The following is a 19066-nucleotide window of genomic DNA, read 5'->3' as shown; positions in this document are numbered from 1 at the left end:
CCCTCTCGGTCCGGTAGCTGAGGACCACAATGGTGGGCGGTTCAGCGTCGGTTTTGACTATCACGCTCCAGTATCCGAACTTGCGATGTGCCGGGGTGATCACGGTAGCGACATGCCGATCGTTCTTCATCTCGGCGCCTCCCATACCAGGCAGGCCATGTACATCAGCGGCAGGATCATGGCATCAGCTCCTTCGGCACCTGGACGGTATCGCCAATATTCAGAGCGACTATCGCCCTGCAGCCTGCGGCGAGGATCGTTGGACCTCCGGCTAAGCGGCGTGTCGGTTGTATGCGAAAGCTCGGTACCGGGAGGCTTTTCCGTCCTGCAGCATGCCGAAGCCCTTGCAGTGCTTATCGAATAGAGGCCCGCCCAGCGCCCAGTCTTCCCACGGGTTGTAGCGCTTGGTGTGCGCGATGGCCTGGCCCTGATACCGGGCGAAGACCCGCCACGGGTTGCCGTATTCCGGCGGCGCTATGAAGAGGTCCAGACCCTGCGCCGTTCCCACAGCCAACCCCAGCGCCTCGCCGGCCAGGTCTGCCGTGTTCACTTCGATCAGGTCGGTCATGGCAGTACCTTCAGGCACTGAGCCTTGATCGCAGCATCGAGGTGGCCGAGGTACTTCGGGAAGATGAATGACTCACCTTCCATATCCTCGAACTGTTCCCAGTACTGCTCGCTCTTCATGTCAGGCATGTGGATGACCACGGCCTCGCGGGAGGCCTGCCAGGACACCCATCTAGTTTGGCTGTCGGCCTGGTAGTAAACATCTTCGGCATTCACGCACTTCGTCAGCCGCTCGACACCGCCGCAGTAGCGGTCGAGGTGCCACGCCTCGAACTGCTCACGCATCTTTTCGTTCACAGCTGATACCTTTCATCAATCCAGCGCCCAGGCGCCAGTGCGGGTGTAGGTTCGGGTTGTGTTTCGTGCGGGGAGAGCTGGCGCTCGTTGCCGGCCTGCAGCTGGCTGTCGGGGATGCAGCTGATGCCGACCCCGTTGAGCAGGTAGCAGGTGACGCGCGCTGGCTGTCGTGCTGCACGTCAATGACGTTCTCAGTTGCGCTGGCGCCGGTGGCCAGCAGCAGGAGGCAGAGGGCGAGGCGGCTCATTGGTTGGCATCGCGCTGGTGTTCGGTATAGGCCTCTGCGTTGCACTTCGGGCAGGGGATGTCGCCGCCGCTCAGCAGTGATCCGCCCGGCACATCGCAGCTGTCCTCATCCCACAGGAAGCCATCGACACACTGGGTGTCGGGATACGGCGCGCCGAAGTGACTGCCGTGGTAATCGCATCCTATGGCGACCCACGGCTCCGGGCTGTCTGGATATTTCAGGCCTGGGATCTGGCCGCCTTTAACTGGCCGACGGGTGACCGTCTTGCGGCCTTCCAGGATGGCGCGGACCATCGGCCCGCTGAACAGGATCGGGCGTTCCTTTGCTTGAGACATAGCTTCGCCTTGGCCGCCATATCGCGGCAGTGGTTTCAGGTAGATACAGCGTCAGAGGTGCGCCAGGCATATAGACTAGCCGGGCAACTACTTGAGATAATTCAATTTTTATAAGAGAGAGCGACGTGCGCAAGACACACTTTGGCCTGATCTTAGGCGTTGCCGCTACACTTCTGATTCACGGGGCGTTAAAGCCAAAAGAGGAAAAAGACAGTGGGTCTGGAGGCTTAAATGATGATGAAAAGTACGTGCCTGAAGTTACGGGCAGGGCAGCGGCATCATTGTTCGAGGTTAGACGACGTCTTTACGCGGTGGCAATCGCAGTGTTTATTTCGTTTGCGTGGTGTATCGCATGGTGGTTTAAGGGAGACGCTTCGCAATTTTCACGGTCGGGATCTGTTGTAACTGTGTTTACTCTTCTCGGCGAATCGCTTTTAAGCGAGGGTGTAAGCCGACTCAACAGGCAAATGCGGAGATCGCATGGCGGTTACTACACGTTGTGGCGCGCTATTTGCGCCATTGCGGCAGTCTTGGGAACTCTAGTCTGGGGTTATGGTGATCTGTTACACGCTAAACTGATGCCCGGGAGCTAGAGCTTCTGTCTGAAATTTGTCTCTCAAAATAATTGGGTCAGTGGATTCTCTAGACTAGCTGTTTGGTTAGTGTGAAGGCGGCGCTGGCCGCTAGGTCGATTTCTGTCGATATGAGGCCTTTACCGCCATATCGCGGCAGTGAATAGAGGGCAGAGGGGTTGCAGGGGGGTACAAATGTGCTCTTGCGGTCATTCGCCCTGGTTGGCGAGTGCATTCAGGCGCTGGAAGGACGTGCCGGGTATTCCCTGGTGCGGCTCATCTGTCGCGCTCGCAGCTCCGTCGGGTGATAGGGCGGCACGCAGCTTCTTGATCAACCGCCACTCGGCATCGCTGCGACCAACGCCGTCGTCAATGAATTTGAGTGCCTCGCGCAGCAGCGCATCCCGCTTGGCCAGCTTTGCGCGCAGTTGTTCAGCTTCAGTGGCAGCTCTGACAAAGGCGAGGTCCGACTCTACAGCTCCGTTCGGAGCCTCTCATGATCGCCAAGGCTCGCGGATGGGCCCAGGGTAAGCACTGGCAGGCCCATCGCAGCCGCATCCCGCTCCGCCTCTTCTTCGGTCCACCAGATGGCAGTACCTACCATCCACGCTATCGGCTCGGCGTGGGGCTGCGGGGCTGGCGCTGCCAAAATGGCACGAAGCCTGTTCAGCGCGTGGAGCTGATCGTCTTTCTGATCGGTACCGCTTTTGTGGCCGTGCCATTTGAGGCCGGCGGCGAACTCGATGATTTCGCGCGGCACGCTGACCATCTCGGTGTTGCTGGATCGGTTTTCTGTGGGCATGGGGATATCTCAATCTGTTCGGCTACAGTTGAACGAACACTCACAAGGAGGTATGTATGGGTAAAAGCACATGCGTTATCTGCGGCGCGCAGGCGGATCAGCTGCCGGCAGTAGGTAGCTTTGTTGGGTTCGACTGCTTGGACTGCCGCAACTACTCAATCAACAAAGATGTCCTTCGATCTGTGATTGAGGACGGGCGCAGCTTTTATGTTGCCCAAACAAGAAAATATTTGGAGGAGAAACGCGTTCACACGGACCCTCCATTTATCACTCGGCTGGAGGTTCAGATTTACGAGCTTTTAAGTCCTATTGAAAACTGGGATTAGGTAGTCGGTTATGGAACTCCCGGCCCAGCAAATCAGGCGGCCAGGCGCTGGTAGAGTTCGATGAGGTCGGATGCGTTCGCCGCGACAAGGGCCCGGGCTTCGTCCTTGCAGACACTGTTGCCCAGCAGGTTCACCTGGTCCGTTTTGCTGATGGCTTTCCAGTACAGCTGGCCGGTCACTTCATCGAGGAACAGGCCTCGGTCGATGATGTAGTCCGGTCGGAAGCCCTGGGCGCGTTTCAGTTCGTGCGGCTGCAGCATGCGCAGGGTAATGTCGATCAGCACGTAGTCGCCGACCATGACGATATCGGCGTGCTCGGTAAAGTGCTGCGGCAGGTATTTGCGGAGGAACGCCGCGCACTTACGGGCACCAGCCAGTTGCTCATCTGTCAGCGTGTGGCTGTGAAACTGGACGACTTCGACCACAGCCATGCGATCCTTCGACGGGATCGTGTGGACCGGCTCACGAAGTGAGATCCCGTCCTTCTCGGCACCGTAGTACTTCACCATGTAGGCAGTGACCAGACGCTGATTTGAGCCTGCCCAGGACGGTCGCGAACGGATCGTCCGCTGCACGGCCGTCGCCCTTGTAGAAGCCACCGTTGGCCTGCTCCAAGTGGGCGGATGCAATAGCGTGGTGACCGCTGTTTTGCGTGATGCAGCTGAGAGGGCCGTTTGCGGCAGCACCCACGTTACCAGGGAGGCGGAAACCAGTGCCTGCTCGCCGCGATTGGCGCCTGTCACCGTCATGGCAGGGTCCGTGGCAGCCTAGCCTGATCGATCACCATGGTGCGTCAGGTGTGTCAGATGCGCGCCGACCAACGCAAAGTGGCCTCCCTTGACTTTAGCGACTTGGGTTCGCAGTGGCTCAAGAGTGTCGAAAGTGCGCTGGGTCGACCCATTCGCATGCTCAGGAAGGCATCCAGCCATCGCCATCGTCGGCTGTACCAGGGCGTGATGCGTGCCGCCACCGCTTATGGTCGAAGTCGGTTCAGCAAGGGTTTTATTGGGTGCTATTTCAGGTAAGTTTTTAATTTACGATTGCAGTACCCTATACAAACTAACAATGCATGACATTTATTCGGGGCTTAGTGTTGTGCCTGCCCCAATGCAGTGCAGAGCCGATGCGAAGAAACACTTTAGCCTCGCTAGTAAAAAAGCGCTGGTGGGCAGCTCCGAAGGGGCAGGCCGCTTTTCGCGCGTTTAGTACACGCTGGCGGGCGGCTTCGTACTCGCTGCTCACTACCTCAACCAAGCCTTCGACATCGCCGTCAGCGGCCTTGCTGCCCAGGTTCAGGTACACGGTATCGCCATAGGTGAAGCACACCCCGCCACTGAGCCAGATGCCGCCCCGCTCGACGCCGATGGCCTCCCACATTTCATCGCGGTCGATATCACCCGGGCAGTGTGCTTTCCACAGGCCTCCCAGGCGCTGGTGTTCCGCCTTCTCGGCCGTGCGTAGCTCTTTGTCCGTGCCCTTTGCATGCTTGGGTGCCCGGCGCAGCGAGCGGTAAGCGTATTCGTCAGGACGGCACCAGTGCACATCCAAGTCGCGGCTGGCGCTCAGCTTGATGCCGCCGACGCAGTTGCGGGATCCGCTGTACATCGGCGAGGCGGCGGCGCCAAAGGCTTCGCCCAGCTTCATGCGCTGGTCGTCCCACGCGGCCTTCTTCTCGTCCCAGGCGCGCACGGCGGCCAGGACTTTCGGCGATTCGGTCTTGTAGAAGTAGCTCATGGCTTTCTCCATGCATGCGCCGCCCTCCGTGGCCGGATGCGGCATGGTAGCAATTTGGTTTAGGATGGGTTTTTCTTGGAGCTATCAGGATCTTTATTAAATGAATCGAGAGTGCAAAGCCGTGTGATTTCGGGACGCTTGCCTCTAGGGCCATGTTATGAATCTGACTGATGCCACGCTGGTACTGCTCCTAGCAGCACGCATCCCTGGAACAGACGAAGCCATTAGAGCATCGGCGAAAAGTGGGCTGAAGAAATTACCACGCGGTAAGCGTGATCTGATCTACGAGGTGATCGACAGCTGGACTCCGCTAGACTTGGTTAGCCCCGTAAAGCACCGCCGCACACAAAATTCTGACACTGGAATTGCCATCAGGATCCAGGCTATCTGAGCTCACCCTCAAGGACGTGTTATGACTTACAATGAATTCGTCAGCTATCTCGCAGGTCAGATTCTCGATATTCGCACACGAGAAGGTAGATCCGGGCATATCCTGATTTTTTCCTCTTACGCCAAGGCTGGCACCAGGGCCGCGCTTGAGTGCAGGTCATTTTTCGACCGTTTTACGCTCGACGAAGGCCCACACAACGACTACAACCCAAACAGTAAGGTTTCGACAGAAGCTTATCGCGCAGCATTGTATTCACAAATAGCCGCTGCAGTTGGCAATAAAACGGGGTCGGCGGGTGCGCAGACCAACGCAAGGTTCCTGGACTCTGTGCTTGTAGATGGGGTTGGCTACGGCGGAAGCGTCTCGAATCAGCGGTTTTCACGAGTGGCCGCTGAGTACGTGGCGGGTCTGATTGTCTTTGAGCGTACCTGTGCAGAGTGCGGTGCAAAGTACACGGTTGAGCTAAAGGGACAAACTTACCAGCTGAAATCCAATCACCCGCCAACCTGTACTCCTAAACGAGTTGCCTCAGTGCAGTCAGCCCCTGTCCAGGTAACCCCTGCGCCAGCTGCTCCTGTGCAGGCGCCTAAGCCTCAAGTAACGGAGAAGGCCGAAGGTAGGAGTGAGCCGCTTATGTTGCGCTACATGCGCTGGGAGGCCCGTCAAACGAGCATAAGGGGGCCAGTTATACCTCAGAACATGCTTGCGCCAACCCAGAAGCCTGCCTACGACTCGCCGGCATATCGGGCCAATGCTAAAGCTGCATTGCAGTTGTATGCAGACTTTCTTAAATTTTATGTTGAAGATCCATCTCCGAAAAGTAGGCCAGAGGATAACCAGCGCGAGATGGAGCGCATTTACAACGTCGTTATGCGCACGGTATTCAACTTCGATCCAAACGCAAACAAGAAACAGAAGTGACCAATGCTTGAATAAGTCGGTAGGGGCAAAAATCAGAGCAAAAGGCACCGGTTTCTTCTTGCCTGATGGTTAGGGGCGGAGCCTGAGCGCAAGGATATTGGTGCGGTGCTCCTGTCGGCGCTTGCAAGCGGCCTCAATGCTCGTAGTGTGCGTATCGACTAGGGATTTAGGGCTGCTGGTGCGCCTGGCTTCACGCAATTCACCTTGTAGCCGGCTGATCAGGATGTCACAAGCAGCCTCCAGCCGGCCTTTGGACTTGAGGTCGTTAGTTGCATCATCGATGTGTTCGCCATCCGCTTACGAACACCAGCCATCATATGTGTTTCCGCGGCTGTCCTGCAGGTAGGGCTGGGTTATGGCCTTCTCCATGCATGCGCCGCCCACCGTGGCCTGATGCGGCATGGTGGCAATTCGCTTGCTGTCGGTGGATTATTGAGGCAGGCTCCGAGTCTCGGAGGAATTGCTCAGAGGTTAAAAGTGCTTGTCGATGAAATGGAATGGACGCCGCTCACAGAGGGCGAGCGAGAGGCGCTGTCACGTGAGCTCCATTTGGCCAACTCCAAAATAGCGGGTGAGCCTGAGGACCTCCGCTGGTGGTCATACAGAGCTCAGTTGATTGAGTTGATCCTCGAGTATTCTGGAGAGGAGGAAAGCCAGACTCCTTTAGGGGAAAGGGTCGCTCTCGTTGGAGGGCTGTTGCTGACCTCAGATCTGCAGCGTTTTGGAGTGCCTGGGGGGATCCGCGGAGCTGAGCGAGATCGTGCTCTAGACGGACTGCCGGGTGCTCTGGTCAAAGGCTTGGAGCAGTTCCACGCGAACCGATCCAGTGCTCCGGCTAGAGATCCTTTCAACGGAGCGCCTTCAAAGAGAAACCCGTTCCGCCCAAAGAAGTCTGCAAGCACCGATTAGTGCAAGCGCGGTCACTTTTGTTGGGAGCCGCCAGTTTGAAGCTGGTTCACTAGCTGCGTTGGTAGATTCTTGATGGTCAGGCTGGCGCTGGCCGGGTCGAACTCAACGCGCTCACCGAGCAGGTGCGCTTCGAAGCTGATCGACATGCCTTCGGCGCGGCCGGTGTAGCGACGGTACTGGTTGAGGGTTCGCTTGTCGGCGGCCAAGCTCTCGGTGATCCCGTAGTCGCCAGACCTGATGAAGTCGGCGAAGTTCTTCGGCCTGTCCTCGTCCAGCACCTCGGAAAGCTCGTCCAGGCTGATCGGGTCACCGATCTTGCCCTGCGCCTGCGCATAACTCTTCAAAGCGATGAGACGCCCCCCTGCGCATCAAGCTTGGGGGTACCACGTAATGGACAGATGCGCATTGGAATTCATAGCCCGCCGCTGGTGGAGGCGCATTGAGGTTTGGGTCATTGCCTTGCTGCTGGTGGTTAGTGGCGGCTTCGCTGGCTACCAACTGGCGCAATGAGCTCTGGCAAGAGCATATCTGGAGCAGGTCGCTGAGGTGCGCAAGGCCTATGACGCAGCCACAGAGCAGCGCGATCTGCGGCTGGATGAGCTGGCCCGCCAGACCGGCAATGCCGCCGCCAAGGCTTCGAAGGCCGCGACTACTGCGACGCAGACGGCAGACAAGGCCGATGAAGCCCTAAATCGGGTATCGCCATAGTCGCGCCACGAAATGCATTAGCACCTTATCGTGGCGCGCTGCCTATTTTTAAAGGACCATGCACCGTTCCAACAGCCATATCAAGGAGTGAGGCACGTGAGGAATTTTTTTAAAGCGATCTCTATAGGGTCGCTGCTTATAGTGAGTGTTGTCCACGCCGATGTTGGACGCGAGGAAGAGTTGGACGAAGCGGTTCGTCAGTTCGCTGCAAAGGTTGAAGCTGTCTGGAAGAAGTGCCTGCGGCGCCCAGATGTTCATACCACGCACGACAGCGATATGTGTCTTCTAACACTGGTGCGTACTGCTAACGAGAAAGTTGAGCTCAAGTACCAAGAAAAAATGGCTGACGCTCTGCAGATGGTTGAGCACCCCGACAGGTTTTCGTCTTATGAACAAGTCCCTGTTCTTCTCAAGGGATCTCAATCCCAGTGGAAAGAGTATGTCAAATTAGATTGTGATGGGATTTACCAAATGAGCGTTGCTGGAACTGCTCGGTCTGGCTACTCCTTGATGTGTCAGTACAAACACGCGCTTCAGCGCCTGCGAGCACTGGACGAATGGTTCTGATGATGTGCCATATAGCATTTCCGTGAACGTCGTCAGTCAATTCGATAGGTAAAGCTTCCTGACCGGCGCATCCACTCATTTATGCTTTAGAGGTGCGCTAATGGCTAAGCTCAAGACGCTGGGATCACGCATCAACGAAAGCGCAGTTTCACGCGTCAAGCTAGTCACGCCCGGCAGCTGGCGAAGCGGCATGACCAGCTCTCAGCGTGGCTACGACTATCGATGGCAGATGGCGAGAGAGCGGTATCTGCGAGACAACCCGCTGTGCATCTACTGCGAGCGGAACGGACGCACAACTGCCGCCAGGATTGTCGACCACATCGTTGCTCACCGTGGCGACATGGTTCTCTTCTGGGATCAGACCAACTGGCAGAGTCTCTGTAAGCCTTGTCACGACGCCGTCAAGCAGGCCGAGGAGGCGGCGGGGCTGGGTCGCTGAACCCTCAGCGGATCGCCGAAACCCGGCCCGGCGAGCTAGAGGCACGCCAGTGACGTGCTGCTGGCCTGGCGAATATGGTCTGCTGCAGCGCCAGTGATGGATCAGCCATTGCCTACCCCCTGGCTTGCTTTGAGCAGCGTACGGTTCACGGCGGCCTTGATGTCAGCCATGACATACTCGCGGTGTACCTGGATAGATGGACGCAGCCACGGGTGGGCCGGCCTGGCCGGGATATCCGGGTATTTGCCAAAGAAGTGGGTGCCGTCGCTTTTGTTGGTGACACGCCGGTTGCGATCACCGGCCCGCTTACCGCCGGTATAGCCCTTGGTGCCGTACTCGATGAAGCGCAGGTAGAAAAACCGGTGGAGGTCGATGACGCGTATCACATCGGCCTGTTCAGTTATGAGATTTCAGGTAAATGGGATGGCGACGAGCCAGGACGGATCATCGTAAGCAGAACGCCGGGGTGGGGGGTTGAGGCTGTCTAAAACTGCTCGAAAGCCTCTCGGTTTTACTGGGCGAAAGTCGCTGAAACTGGCCGAACCGTATTAGACAGTTGCGATTCGCAGGCCGCTAGCGGCGCGGCCTGAGGTTCGATTCTCACGCTACTGTTGCACTATGGGAAGATTCATCCGAGGAATGGAATCTGCTCGTTCAGGAAGCGCCAAGCTGCGTACGTGAAACATGCCATTCCGGTGATAAATGCCGCGAAACCCAGCAAGCCCCCGGCCCACATAACGGCGTCCCAGGCATTGGATGGCTCGGGTTCGTCTGGATCGGGTTGCCCACGCTTAAATGCTTGGATTTGACGACCAACGATTTCGCCGGAAAGGTAATCTCGCGCAAGCGTGACAGTTAGCACAATCCCAAATAGCACGATCGCAGAAGTGAGGGAGACCCATGCGAATTGAACTGGTGCGACGGTGGACGGTGGAAGCGCGACCTTTGCCGAGAAGAAATTAGCGCATACGGCCAAGGCGCCCCCACTGAGAAGCAGAAGCGTTTTGACTAAATCGGTTGCCCGGGCGACCGTCTTTTCTTGGCTCAAATTGTGCTGGTCTATGAGGTCATTCAGCGCAGTATTGTCGTCATCGGCTATCGCGGTTTTTCCAAATCAAGATGCGTCGAGACTACCATAGAGGCGGGCCGAAAATTGGTTCCAAAACTGAAACGGCGACCCTTGTAGAATGCGGGTTGCAGGCTGGTGAATCCTGATTCTTTTTGGAACTGATTTTTATCTCCAGCAGGCGCGGGGCGGCGATTTTTGTATCGGATTGCAAATCCGTAACTACATAAGCCTTCAAGTTCCATTGAGGCTCGGGCGGCAGCGCGCTATTTGCCATAGCTAGCTGGCTCTCCGTCCTTGGCTGCGATACCAACCATCCAGTGACCACCTGGCTCCATGACTGAAGTCAGGAGGTCGTACGTTTTGATCATATCAACCAAGCCAGAGTGTCCGTACAAGCTCGGTGAGAAAGCAGGATCAGTACGCTTCAAATAGGCGCCCAGCATGCCTGCAGCGATCATCCCTTCAGTTGCGCCACTCGCCAATAAGGACACTGCCTCGACGACGAACCTTGGTCTGCGCTTGACCGTAACGGGTGTCATCTCCTGCTTAGATGCCCCTGCTGGTGGAACGCAGTCTGAGTGAGCAGGTTTGGTGTTGGAGTCCTGGTGCGTTACGGCAGGAGCAGGTCGAGTCCACTCGAAGAACTGATCACTAGCGTTTCTCAGCGCGTCAGGGGTCTTCGCTTCACCGACAATGCATACAGATGCTCCGCGCTCGCGGAGTTTGCGGCATAGGTAGGCGAAGTCCGAATCACTTGTCACTAGGCAGAACATGTCGGCTCTATTGTCGAAAAGCGCTTCTTGTGCATCAAGCGCCAGGGCAATATCAGAGGTATTTTTACCGGAGGCGTACTGGTATTGCAGGCAGGGAGTGAACGCCAGGCGGACTAATGCCTCCTGCCATTTGTTGGCTAGAGTGCTGTGGTTGCCATAAGCCCGCCGGATCACGATCCGGCCAAACTGTGCTACGACCCGAAGAGCGTGCTCCAACACCTCTGGCGAGACATTGTCGCAATCCACAAGCATGGCAACGCGCACATCCAATGCGTGTAGTTGATTGGCCATTCTAAGCATCCTTGATGAAGATCCGATTCCTTTGCGAGAGCCATTACCCTACGCGATGTTTGGACGTCGGGCCATCGTCAAATCGCGATACCAATTCTGATACCAATGATGGGGAATCGAGGGGGATGCAGGGGCGTTTGGACCAATAAAATCAACCCTTTGTAACCGCCAAACACCGCCAAGAAACCGCATAGTGATGTTAGCGGTAGAAATCAAGTGCTTGTCCTGCGGGGTTTCCAGAGGTGTATTTAGGCCCTCGCGTCAGGTTTGGGCCAATTTTGGGCCAATTTTGGGCCAATTCGACTCGGGGCGGCAGCTTCTCCAGCTCCCTCCAGTCCGAGGAGGAGCTGATCCATTTCGCGTAAGTAGAAAGCAACATCTTGACGCTGTGGCCGCGTTGGTTGGCGATGAACGCGGGGTTCATGCCAGACATCAGGCACATGGTCGCGTAGGTGTGGCGGGTGTCGTACTGCCGGCGTTCACGGATGTTCAGCGCCTTGAGCGCCGATTTGAAGTGGCGGATTGTAACACTTGGTTCGTTGATCCACAGCCCACCTTTGCTCGGTTGGAACACAAAGGTGCTGACAGGGGGCGACTGAAGGTGGGTCAACGCCGAGATGAGGTAGTTTCTCGGCGAAGTCACCTGTCGACTGAGATCTGTATCTAGTTCTCTTTCGTCCACTCCAAGGTGCCAGGGAACCTCGCTACGAAGCGCGTGCCGGCCTCACGCGTAGAGGTTACTGATAGTGTCCCGTTGTGACCCGTTACTATCTGAGATGCGATATACAAACCGAGGCCCAGCCCCTCCCCGCGACCACCACCTGCTGACCGTTTAAACGGCTGGAACAGTAGCGGTAACAAAACCTCAGGGATTTCTGGGCCATGATTCATTACTGACAGGGTTATATGATTTTCTTGCATGCTTGCGATCACCTCTATTGGGTGATCAAGCGCCCCATGAGCAACGGCATTGCCCAACAGGTTCGAGAGCACCTGCCCCATTCTTCCAGCATCACAGAAGATCCCGGGTGAAATGATCACCTCTTGGCGGATTTTCACGTTGGGATAGCTCGCCATGATTTCATTTATGACGGCTGTGAAAACCTCACCAAGGTTGTCCACTAAAGTCCGTTTGACCGGAATGCCTCCCCCCAGCTTCCCACGAGAAAAATCCAGGACATCTTCAATCAAGTTATTCATGCGCTGGGAGCTTTGTCGTATTGCAGTGGCAAGCCGCTGTTCGCGACCGGCGGGAAGCTTGGCCTCCAGCAGATCGGCGCTCATCCTGATAGCGCTAAGTGGTGAGCGGAGGTCATGTCCCAGTATGGCAATGAACTGCTCTCGGATAATGCCGGTCTCAGTGGCGTCTGCCAGTTCAATCGTTTTGTTCTCAAGATCCGCCACAACGTCTAATTGAACTGCTATTAATTGAGCGAAAAGCGTTAGCGTTTTGTATACGGCATCTTCATCAAAATGGGCCGGAACTTCGTCGATAGCACAGAGCGTTCCGAAAAAATCTCCGTTTGACCTGGTGATCGGAATGGAGACGTAGCTTTTCAAACCGTAAGTCTGAGGGGTGTGGTGGGTTGAATATACCGGATGGTCACTGGCATTTTTGAATATAACAGGTTGACGGTGCTCCCGAATTTCGTGGCAAATCGTCGTCTCCAGCACCAGTTCGCCGCCGGGTATGAGCCCAAAATCAATAGAGTCATCGACGGCGCAAGCCACCCATTTTGTCTCGGTGACACGCGCAATTGCCGCGAAGCGCATGCCCGTAACATGCTTCACCATATTCAGAATAAGCGGGACGGCCTCAATCTTGGCAATCGTAGTGACGTCATGTGAAAGGTCAGACGGATAAGGCATCAAGATCGCCGAGTGGGTGAATAAAAAATGGGATTAAAACTTATGCCCCAGCTTTTGACAATGAGCCGCGCAGGGGACGCAGTCGTCAACACGGGCATGCGGCTGCGCTGCCTTGGATGGCTGTCAGGCAGATCCAGTGGTGTGAGACACATGCCGTGGCATGACGGCCTGTACAGATCTGAAGGAGCGATTCGCGAACCCACAAATGCGTTTGGATCGGGGAGCCTGGCTTCGCCGTTGCCGCCATGTCGCGGCACTTGACAGAGGGAGAGGGGAAAAAAATGGAGCTTTTGCTCGCGCCTGGTGGTCAAGCTAGTTGGATAGGCCTAATTACAAATGAAGGGGTCTGCCCGTCCTGGTTCCACCAACCACCCGCTGGCGGTGAAGGAGTGCTTTATGCGAATGAGGGGCCACGTGTACTGGGCTTGGGCTGACCCTACACTGCACCACCAATGCCATGAAGAAACACTGAGTGACGGCACCCGCATCGATGTGCGGGTCAGGCTTTCCCGAACGGGTGGCGCGCAGATGTTCCTGGGGGTTTATGCTCGGTCAGGGATGGCTTTGTATGAAGAGGCATTCAACTCTCGGCCAGGCGAGTCGATGACCAGGGCGCTTGCCTGGGGAGTGGCTCGGGCGCGTCACTTTGCTGCCGAAGGCGCTCCTACCCCCGACCTGGTGGTTAAAGTCTTCAAGGGTACGATGTTGTAGATCTGTGTGAATCAACACTATCAACAGGTTCTTACAGCAAATCGCTCGTGTGACAGAGACCATTTTTGCGAAGCGGCGTGAGGTTTGCTATAACGCCCCCAACTTCAAAGGAATGGGCTCATGTCTCTCAAAGCATTGCTTTTTGTTTCCGCTGCAGCATTCTCTGCTGCCGCTCTGTCGGGCAGCAAAGACGAGGCAGCGGACGCTGCAGCGTACGAGCCGACGACCGAACACTGTCAGCCCGACTATCTGAAAACGCTTCCTGACAACAAGGCTCGGGAAGACCTGGTCGAAAAATGCATGACCGGTGGCTCGTACAAGCGATCAGAGCCGAAGACCTGGTAATGAATCCACTCGAGGAACGTGAGATGAAACGATTATTGCTGGCTGCTTTGCTAGTAGCGTCGGGCGCTGCCCAGGCCGGGATTCCGCTGCTGAACGCAACGTGCCCCGGAAGCATCGAGGTGCATGCCGACAAGGGCGGTCCGATCTATATCAATGGCAAGGAAGGCAAACTGAAGAAGTTCAACGACAACTACTTTGAAGCCAAAGGCAGCGGGGTGACTGTTTCACTGTCGATCAACCCCGACGGTTCGCCCGATGTCTCATATACAGGCAAGAACAAAGCCAACGGGGTGTGCCAGGTCAAGGCGTCGTAAAGGGCCCCGCGCATGAACGCATTGGCAGCCATTGGGTGGGTTTCGAGGCTGGAACGGTAATTGCTGTGAGTCTGAGACATTGATCCCGCGGAGAGCGCCGAAATGACTCAGGATGACCGCTATTACATGGTTTTCGTTGTGGCTGCTGTGCTGGTCCTGGACCTGGCGGCAACCTTGGTATTTCTAAAGGCCATTGCCTGACCCCGATAGTGGGTTGGGTAATACTCGGAGTTGGGGCCAATTGCCGTTGCAGCCTGAATCCATATAGCAAACAAACATATGGCACGGCTGTCATTGGGCAGTAATATGGGCTCACTAAAACTAAAAAATGGCGTGCTACCTGGCAACACTTTCCTACGTTCTGGATGGGGCAGCAGGAGCGTGTCGCGTGAAGACTTCGATATCGGTAGCTGGCGCACTAATCGTGTCCGCCTTCGCCACATTATTCACGGCGGGTTGCGCACAAAACCCTGACGTGCGTGACGGCCATGACTATACCTCTGGCAGCACCGCGAAAAGCCCGCCCGCGTATCTGGGGTGCGTGAAGGGTGAACTACCCGCGAATGTAAAAACCTACGAGGTCGATAGCGATAACTCGGTCAGACTGTTCATCGAAAGCACCGACCCCAGCAAGGCAGAGGGCCTTGTGGAGTTGCGCAGCGTAGCAGGTCAGCATCAGTTCACGGCCTATCAACGAGATGCCTGGTACGATCATGGCAGGTTGCTGGACGCCGCGTTGATGTGTTCAAAAGCATGATCAACTAACCTTCGAGCACAAATAAGGCGCCTGCCCGGAACGCGGTAACCCCGAACTGGGGCAGGGCGCCTTCATCAAGAGTGGATGCGTGCTCCCGGCTCACCCGTTTGCCTGTGCATTACCAGCGACGCTATCACCTCGGAACAGCGCGAGGACAACGATGCGCTTGTTTTGCATTTGCCTGCCTTGCCCGTGATAATTCACGCATTTGGATGGAGAGCAGTGGGTGGAAGCAAGAAGCGTTGTCGCCGAAATGTTCATTGGGATCCCGACACATTTCTGGGTTTTGCCCGTTGCCGGTCTGGTTGCGTACTACGGGCTGAAGTGGTCCGCCAATTTCAGCAAGCGTAGCACCTTGGTGCAAGCCTCGACTTACCTGTTATTACTGGTCCTGGCGGTGTTGCCCAACGGCTTTTATGCCCTGTTTCCACCCGCGCCCGATCCGGATGTGCTATTGAATCACGCGCCATTGCCCAACTATGCGGGGCGCTTCTACCTGGATACGTTCTACGTCTTCAGTGGTTGGGCGCTGAGCAAAGTGCTGAAGCTCAGGTTCAGCTGAGCAGCTGTGCGCGCCACCTGACGCGCTCACTGAACAGGATTTGCTCGCCCCGTTTCAAACTACACATCTGGGGGCGAGTGACCAGGTTCACTCATCAGCAAGCACTGTCAATGTCGTCGTCGATTTTTGCAGCGACAGAGCGCAACTCGTCCGCAACCACATCGATGGACCTGATGTGCGCTGTGACATCGATCTCGTGCTGCGAAGTACCTCGCGCCTCCATGAACCGGGCGTGGCCGCTCATGGCCTGACTGAGTTTTTCCAGATGATCGGCTGTTCGGACCAGATCCGACTTGATGCTGTGAAGCGTCTCCATGGTGCTAAAGGCCTTCCTTGTCTATTGCTTCATCGGTCCCGTGAGCATCGCCTCAGGCCCGGGTGAAACGCAACAGATTTGTGGAAGGCCCACCCTTGACCGAGCTGTGAAAAGCTTGTGCGATCCCAGCACTGGCGTCGCGGGTTTCAGCTTTTTTCCTGCACCTGCAGTACCGAACCCTTGTCGTCGGTCACCAGTAATCCGCTGGTGTGAGTGCCGTCTGATTGCTGCTCGGCAAGTGGCACGTCCGAGGAGCGAAAGATGCTGCGGCCCTGCTCACCGGTTTTAAGCGTGACCAGCTTGCCATTCTGATAGAACAATTGCGTGTGGTTGGCGTTCTTTTGCATGGTGTGTAGTTCCTGGCCGAGTCGCGGTGTGATGCCCCATTGGCAGTTTCACTTTCTCAACATTCAACCGCCCATGCCACTGGCAGAAATATCAGGTGCTCTGTATGCCTCCCGCTCAGGCTTCGTCCGGCAACCGCCCTGGGCTGAAGAAAAACGAGGCCACCACCACCGCCGTGATCACGCCTGTAGCATCTGCAAGAAACAGCAGCAAAGCACTGGTATCACCCGGCGTCAGGTGTTTGCCTAGCGCGAAGTCCACACCATGCGGGCACGCGGCGAGCATGAGCAGCATGGCGGCCAGCAGGCCAGAAAGCAGCTTCATGTAGGCCCTGCCGAATGCCAGGCCATAAGCCCAGAACACGAAAATACAGAGCACGGCGAGGCCGGTGGAGGTTGCATATTGGGCGAGTAGGTCCAGCCACCAGAGCATGGGATTCTCCTGAGCAAAGCCGGCCGGTGATGCCGTGATGTTAATCAGAAGCAGGGCAGAATGAATTCGTTCCTTGGGTCACAACAATTAATTGCTGGTACCGGGCGCTAGTAAACAAGCTGCTATGTGTGTTTGTTGTTGCTGGCGCGTTGGTGCTTCGTCAATTACGCGAAAATTCAGCTGCAAGACCTTGGTTGATTAGGAACTCGGCGCAACCCTCGCTAGAATGCAGCGTATCCCTGACGGCCAATTGCAAATGCCTACTTTTCGTATCTTCCTCGCCTCTACGTTAGTTGCCACTCTTGTCGGCTGCGCAACGCCCGGCAAACCCACTGCCAGCAAGCTGACCAAAAAAACACCGCAGCAGTATGCTGCCTGTGTCCTGCCCAAGTGGCAGGTCTTGGCACCCCAGGCCACACAGAAGTCGATTGCTCACGGTTACCGGCTGACGGCATCCAGTGCGGTGGCAAGTGATGATGTGCTGGATGTGGTCGACGCTCGCGAGGGCAGCCGCGCGACCTTCTACAAGGGCAGCTTCCTGTCTGGCGACAAATTGCGCCAGGCTGCCAAGGAATGCCTGGACTGAATCGGTACCCGCGATCCTGGGCCCCTTTGCACCCCGGTCGCGCCACAAGACCGTTGCTGCAGCGGGGCATGGAATGTCCGGCTTTCAGCGCTCCCGCATGAAGAAACCGGCAACGAACTTGCGGAAGGTTTCCAGGCTCTTGAAGTCGGCGTAGCGCTTGAAGTTTTCGGTGTCCGGCTCTGGCCCGATGGGCTGTTCCAGTAGCGACACTGACAGCACCCTGTCCTGGTCCGAGGTCAGCACCAGCTCATCCATCACCTGGCCACCGATCACTGGCCGGCGCATCTGCACCTTGACGCCTTTGCTGGCCATCCAGTCGATCAGCGACACCAAGGCCTTGAGCGGTTCGCGCTCTTCATCGCGATACACCGGGAACAGATGCGAACGGGACAGCACCGGCACGCTGGCCACGTGGATCAGCTCATAGAAATGGCTACCGGCGCTGGTCGGCGAGTAGATCATCAGCGCCAGCAACGGCCCGGTGGTGCGGCTACCGCCCCAGTACAGGTGGTGCCCCTGAAAGTCGAAGCCGTCTTCACTGCGGTTGTTGAACAGCTTGCGCCCTTTGATCTGGTCGACGCAGTCCAGCATCAGCCCATGGCGGCGATGGTTGCCGAACACGGTGGCTTCGCGCAGGCGGGACTTGAGCATCATCATGTGCTTCATGTCCAGCCGGGTTTCCAGGTAGTTGCCGGCAGGTACCCGTTCCAGCAGCGGGTAGCGGCTGGCCACGCTGCGCAATTCGGCAAACTGCGTGGTCAGGTCTTTTTTCAAGTGGGTGGCGTAGAGATTGAGGCCACTGGTTTCGATCCAGGTCAGCAACAGCGACAGCAGGCGCTGCTGTTCGCGCCGGTCGTTACCATCACTGGCACTGGCGGTACCGGCGCGAAAGTCACCCATCAGGCGCAATGGCGTGTCGGGCGGTAGCCAGGCGGCGGGTGGCGCAGGGGCGTCTTCGCGCTCGGCGGCCTCCCGCTCGTCCTTGGTGAACGGGCAGCCAGGCGCGTGCTCGGCGGTGCCTGGGTTGTTCTTGAGGAACAAGGTGCCGGTGCTGCCGTTGAGGGTGACATTAAGCACCGGCAAGGCGTCGTCGCGGCAGTCGCAGGCCAGCCACTGGTTGGCGTTGCGTACCTTCATCAGTAGCTGGTTGGCCTGCAGCAGGCGTGGGCCGACGAGGCTGCCGGTGGCAAAGCCGACCAGCAGCTCCTCTTCGGCGGGGGTCAGGCTGCGCACCTGCGCAGCGGTTTTGTCGATGATTCGCATGAAGCAGCTCCAGGCTACGAGCCTCAAGCTTCAAGCAAAGTCGCGCCGCTTTCAACTTGCCGCTGGGTTAGCGCCGAACATCTTCGCGGCGCGGGCACGAATTTCGTCAGGGCTCAGGTCCTCCTTATGGGTGGAGACGAACCAGATATTGCCGAACGGGTCCTTCAGGGTGCCGCTACGGTCGCCGTAGAACTGGTCGGTCAAGGGGTGCAACTGGGTGCCGCCAGCCGCCAGGGCCTGGGCATATACCTTGTCGCAGTCCTCGACATACAGGTGCAGGCCCACGCCTGCGCCACTGAGCTTCTGGCTGGCGGTAAGGCCGCCCTCCATGTCGCAGGGGTCGCCCAGCATCAGCGACGAATCACCGATCCTCAATTCGGCATGGCCCACGCGCCCACCAGGGGCATCGAGGCGGAACATCTCGACCGCACCAAAGGCCTCCTTGTAGAACTCGATGGCTTTGGCGGCGTCGTTGATGGCCAGGTAGGGGGTAATGCTGTGCTGGCCTTCGGGGATGGGTTTGACTGCCATGTTCGACTCTCCTTTGCAGTGGGCGCCGGAGGGCGCCCTGTTGCTTAGAGTCGTTTGCGCTGATGGAAAATCGACAATGGCGCTAGA

At 57.0% G+C, this 19066-nt stretch carries 23 protein-coding genes and 6 pseudogenes; 12 read left to right on the top strand and 17 right to left on the bottom strand.

Features of this window, described 5'->3' with window-relative positions:
• Positions 1 to 176 precede the first annotated feature (176 nt).
• The 5 genes and pseudogenes from ABI582_RS23875 to ABI582_RS23855 form a co-directional block, all read right to left on the bottom strand.
• Positions 177 to 568, bottom strand: a pseudogene (locus ABI582_RS23875) (DUF2591 domain-containing protein).
• Positions 565 to 864: a hypothetical protein gene (locus tag ABI582_RS23870; protein ID WP_442120482.1), complete on the bottom strand. Its 300-nt coding sequence runs from the start codon at positions 862 to 864 to the stop codon at positions 565 to 567. The pseudogene ABI582_RS23875 and the gene ABI582_RS23870 overlap by 4 nt, the downstream one beginning before the upstream one ends.
• Positions 861 to 1111, bottom strand: a pseudogene (locus tag ABI582_RS23865) (hypothetical protein). Before ABI582_RS23865 ends, ABI582_RS23870 begins: the two are co-directional and overlap by 4 nt.
• Complete coding sequence (locus ABI582_RS23860) at positions 1108 to 1446, bottom strand: hypothetical protein (RefSeq protein ID WP_442120498.1); 339 nt, start codon at positions 1444 to 1446, stop codon at positions 1108 to 1110. Before ABI582_RS23860 ends, ABI582_RS23865 begins: the two are co-directional and overlap by 4 nt.
• Before the next feature lie 1044 nt (positions 1447 to 2490).
• Positions 2491 to 2820: a hypothetical protein gene (locus ABI582_RS23855; RefSeq protein WP_442120481.1), complete on the bottom strand. Its 330-nt coding sequence runs from the start codon at positions 2818 to 2820 to the stop codon at positions 2491 to 2493.
• 56 nt (positions 2821 to 2876) lie between these two features.
• Here ABI582_RS23855 and ABI582_RS23850 point away from each other — a divergent pair, with 56 nt between their 5' ends.
• Positions 2877 to 3146: a hypothetical protein gene (locus ABI582_RS23850; RefSeq protein WP_338747271.1), complete on the top strand. Its 270-nt coding sequence runs from the start codon at positions 2877 to 2879 to the stop codon at positions 3144 to 3146.
• Positions 3147 to 3178: 32 nt separating this feature from the next.
• Here the strand turns inward: ABI582_RS23850 and ABI582_RS23845 are convergent.
• Positions 3179 to 4147, bottom strand: a pseudogene (locus tag ABI582_RS23845) (DNA cytosine methyltransferase); the annotation flags it as partial.
• 58 nt (positions 4148 to 4205) lie between these two features.
• Positions 4206 to 4880: a hypothetical protein gene (locus tag ABI582_RS23840; protein ID WP_442120480.1), complete on the bottom strand. Its 675-nt coding sequence runs from the start codon at positions 4878 to 4880 to the stop codon at positions 4206 to 4208.
• Positions 4881 to 5037: 157 nt separating this feature from the next.
• On the opposite strand from ABI582_RS23840, the gene ABI582_RS23835 reads away from it, so the two are divergent.
• Together ABI582_RS23835 and ABI582_RS23830 are read left to right on the top strand one after the other, a co-directional pair.
• Positions 5038 to 5271, top strand: coding sequence for a DUF7740 domain-containing protein (locus ABI582_RS23835; RefSeq protein WP_442120479.1), 234 nt, complete (start codon positions 5038 to 5040; stop codon positions 5269 to 5271).
• A 21-nt stretch (positions 5272 to 5292) separates the two neighbouring features.
• Complete coding sequence (locus ABI582_RS23830; protein ID WP_442120478.1) at positions 5293 to 6192, top strand: hypothetical protein; 900 nt, start codon at positions 5293 to 5295, stop codon at positions 6190 to 6192.
• A gap of 920 nt (positions 6193 to 7112) precedes the next feature.
• Here the strand turns inward: ABI582_RS23830 and ABI582_RS23825 are convergent.
• A pseudogene (locus ABI582_RS23825) lies at positions 7113 to 7445 on the bottom strand (nucleoid-associated protein); the annotation flags it as partial.
• 46 nt (positions 7446 to 7491) lie between these two features.
• On the opposite strand from ABI582_RS23825, the pseudogene ABI582_RS23820 reads away from it, so the two are divergent.
• The 3 genes and pseudogenes from ABI582_RS23820 to ABI582_RS23810 all read left to right on the top strand — a co-directional run bounded on the left by ABI582_RS23820 (position 7492) and on the right by ABI582_RS23810 (position 8815).
• Positions 7492 to 7809: pseudogene (locus tag ABI582_RS23820) on the top strand (hypothetical protein).
• Between the two features lie 96 nt (positions 7810 to 7905).
• Positions 7906 to 8376, top strand: coding sequence for a lysozyme inhibitor LprI family protein (locus ABI582_RS23815; protein WP_442120477.1), 471 nt, complete (start codon positions 7906 to 7908; stop codon positions 8374 to 8376).
• Between the two features lie 100 nt (positions 8377 to 8476).
• Positions 8477 to 8815 (top strand): HNH endonuclease, encoded by a 339-nt coding sequence (locus ABI582_RS23810; protein ID WP_442120476.1) that lies wholly within the window; start codon positions 8477 to 8479, stop codon positions 8813 to 8815.
• Positions 8816 to 8916: 101 nt separating this feature from the next.
• Here the strand turns inward: ABI582_RS23810 and ABI582_RS23805 are convergent.
• From ABI582_RS23805 to ABI582_RS23790, 4 genes and pseudogenes are all read right to left on the bottom strand, one after another.
• A pseudogene (locus tag ABI582_RS23805) lies at positions 8917 to 9186 on the bottom strand (HK97 gp10 family phage protein); the annotation flags it as partial.
• Positions 9187 to 10147: 961 nt separating this feature from the next.
• Positions 10148 to 10948: an NYN domain-containing protein gene (locus tag ABI582_RS23800; protein ID WP_442120475.1), complete on the bottom strand. Its 801-nt coding sequence runs from the start codon at positions 10946 to 10948 to the stop codon at positions 10148 to 10150.
• A 199-nt stretch (positions 10949 to 11147) separates the two neighbouring features.
• Complete coding sequence (locus tag ABI582_RS23795; protein WP_442120497.1) at positions 11148 to 11591, bottom strand: integrase; 444 nt, start codon at positions 11589 to 11591, stop codon at positions 11148 to 11150.
• A gap of 20 nt (positions 11592 to 11611) precedes the next feature.
• Entirely contained in the window at positions 11612 to 12817 is a 1206-nt protein-coding gene (locus ABI582_RS23790) for a GAF domain-containing sensor histidine kinase (RefSeq protein WP_338747279.1), read from the bottom strand.
• Between the two features lie 396 nt (positions 12818 to 13213).
• On the opposite strand from ABI582_RS23790, the gene ABI582_RS23785 reads away from it, so the two are divergent.
• From ABI582_RS23785 to ABI582_RS23765, 5 genes are all read left to right on the top strand, one after another.
• Positions 13214 to 13528 (top strand): hypothetical protein, encoded by a 315-nt coding sequence (locus tag ABI582_RS23785; RefSeq protein ID WP_442120474.1) that lies wholly within the window; start codon positions 13214 to 13216, stop codon positions 13526 to 13528.
• Positions 13529 to 13648: 120 nt separating this feature from the next.
• Positions 13649 to 13873 carry an entry exclusion lipoprotein TrbK gene (trbK, locus tag ABI582_RS23780; protein WP_442120473.1) on the top strand — a complete coding sequence of 75 codons (225 nt, stop codon included), beginning with the start codon at positions 13649 to 13651 and terminating at the stop codon, positions 13871 to 13873.
• Positions 13874 to 13896: 23 nt separating this feature from the next.
• Positions 13897 to 14187 (top strand): hypothetical protein, encoded by a 291-nt coding sequence (locus ABI582_RS23775; protein WP_338747503.1) that lies wholly within the window; start codon positions 13897 to 13899, stop codon positions 14185 to 14187.
• Between the two features lie 388 nt (positions 14188 to 14575).
• Positions 14576 to 14944 carry a hypothetical protein gene (locus ABI582_RS23770; RefSeq protein ID WP_338747282.1) on the top strand — a complete coding sequence of 123 codons (369 nt, stop codon included), beginning with the start codon at positions 14576 to 14578 and terminating at the stop codon, positions 14942 to 14944.
• A gap of 253 nt (positions 14945 to 15197) precedes the next feature.
• The gene (locus ABI582_RS23765; protein WP_442120496.1) at positions 15198 to 15506 is read left to right on the top strand and encodes a hypothetical protein; all 309 of its coding nucleotides are present in this window, start codon (positions 15198 to 15200) and stop codon (positions 15504 to 15506) included.
• Positions 15507 to 15600: 94 nt separating this feature from the next.
• Here the strand turns inward: ABI582_RS23765 and ABI582_RS23760 are convergent, their stop codons facing one another.
• The 3 genes from ABI582_RS23760 to ABI582_RS23750 all read right to left on the bottom strand — a co-directional run bounded on the left by ABI582_RS23760 (position 15601) and on the right by ABI582_RS23750 (position 16599).
• Positions 15601 to 15822, bottom strand: a complete 222-nt coding sequence (locus ABI582_RS23760) for a hypothetical protein (RefSeq protein ID WP_442120472.1) — start codon at positions 15820 to 15822, stop codon at positions 15601 to 15603.
• Positions 15823 to 15968: 146 nt separating this feature from the next.
• Positions 15969 to 16169, bottom strand: a complete 201-nt coding sequence (locus ABI582_RS23755) for a hypothetical protein (protein ID WP_338747284.1) — start codon at positions 16167 to 16169, stop codon at positions 15969 to 15971.
• A gap of 115 nt (positions 16170 to 16284) precedes the next feature.
• Positions 16285 to 16599 carry a hypothetical protein gene (locus tag ABI582_RS23750; protein WP_338747285.1) on the bottom strand — a complete coding sequence of 105 codons (315 nt, stop codon included), beginning with the start codon at positions 16597 to 16599 and terminating at the stop codon, positions 16285 to 16287.
• A gap of 226 nt (positions 16600 to 16825) precedes the next feature.
• Between ABI582_RS23750 and ABI582_RS23745 the strand changes: the two genes are divergently transcribed.
• Positions 16826 to 17185 (top strand): hypothetical protein, encoded by a 360-nt coding sequence (locus ABI582_RS23745; protein ID WP_338747286.1) that lies wholly within the window; start codon positions 16826 to 16828, stop codon positions 17183 to 17185.
• Between the two features lie 84 nt (positions 17186 to 17269).
• Here the strand turns inward: ABI582_RS23745 and ABI582_RS23740 are convergent, their stop codons facing one another.
• Positions 17270 to 18448, bottom strand: a complete 1179-nt coding sequence (locus tag ABI582_RS23740) for a hypothetical protein (protein WP_442120471.1) — start codon at positions 18446 to 18448, stop codon at positions 17270 to 17272.
• A gap of 51 nt (positions 18449 to 18499) precedes the next feature.
• Complete coding sequence (locus tag ABI582_RS23735; protein ID WP_442120470.1) at positions 18500 to 18979, bottom strand: VOC family protein; 480 nt, start codon at positions 18977 to 18979, stop codon at positions 18500 to 18502.
• Positions 18980 to 19066 lie beyond the last annotated feature (87 nt).

It is taken from the genome of Pseudomonas sp. SAS7 (assembly GCF_052112345.1).
Taxonomy (GTDB): domain Bacteria; phylum Pseudomonadota; class Gammaproteobacteria; order Pseudomonadales; family Pseudomonadaceae; genus Aquipseudomonas; species Aquipseudomonas putida_Q.
This window is presented reverse-complemented; position numbering and strand designations above follow the sequence as displayed.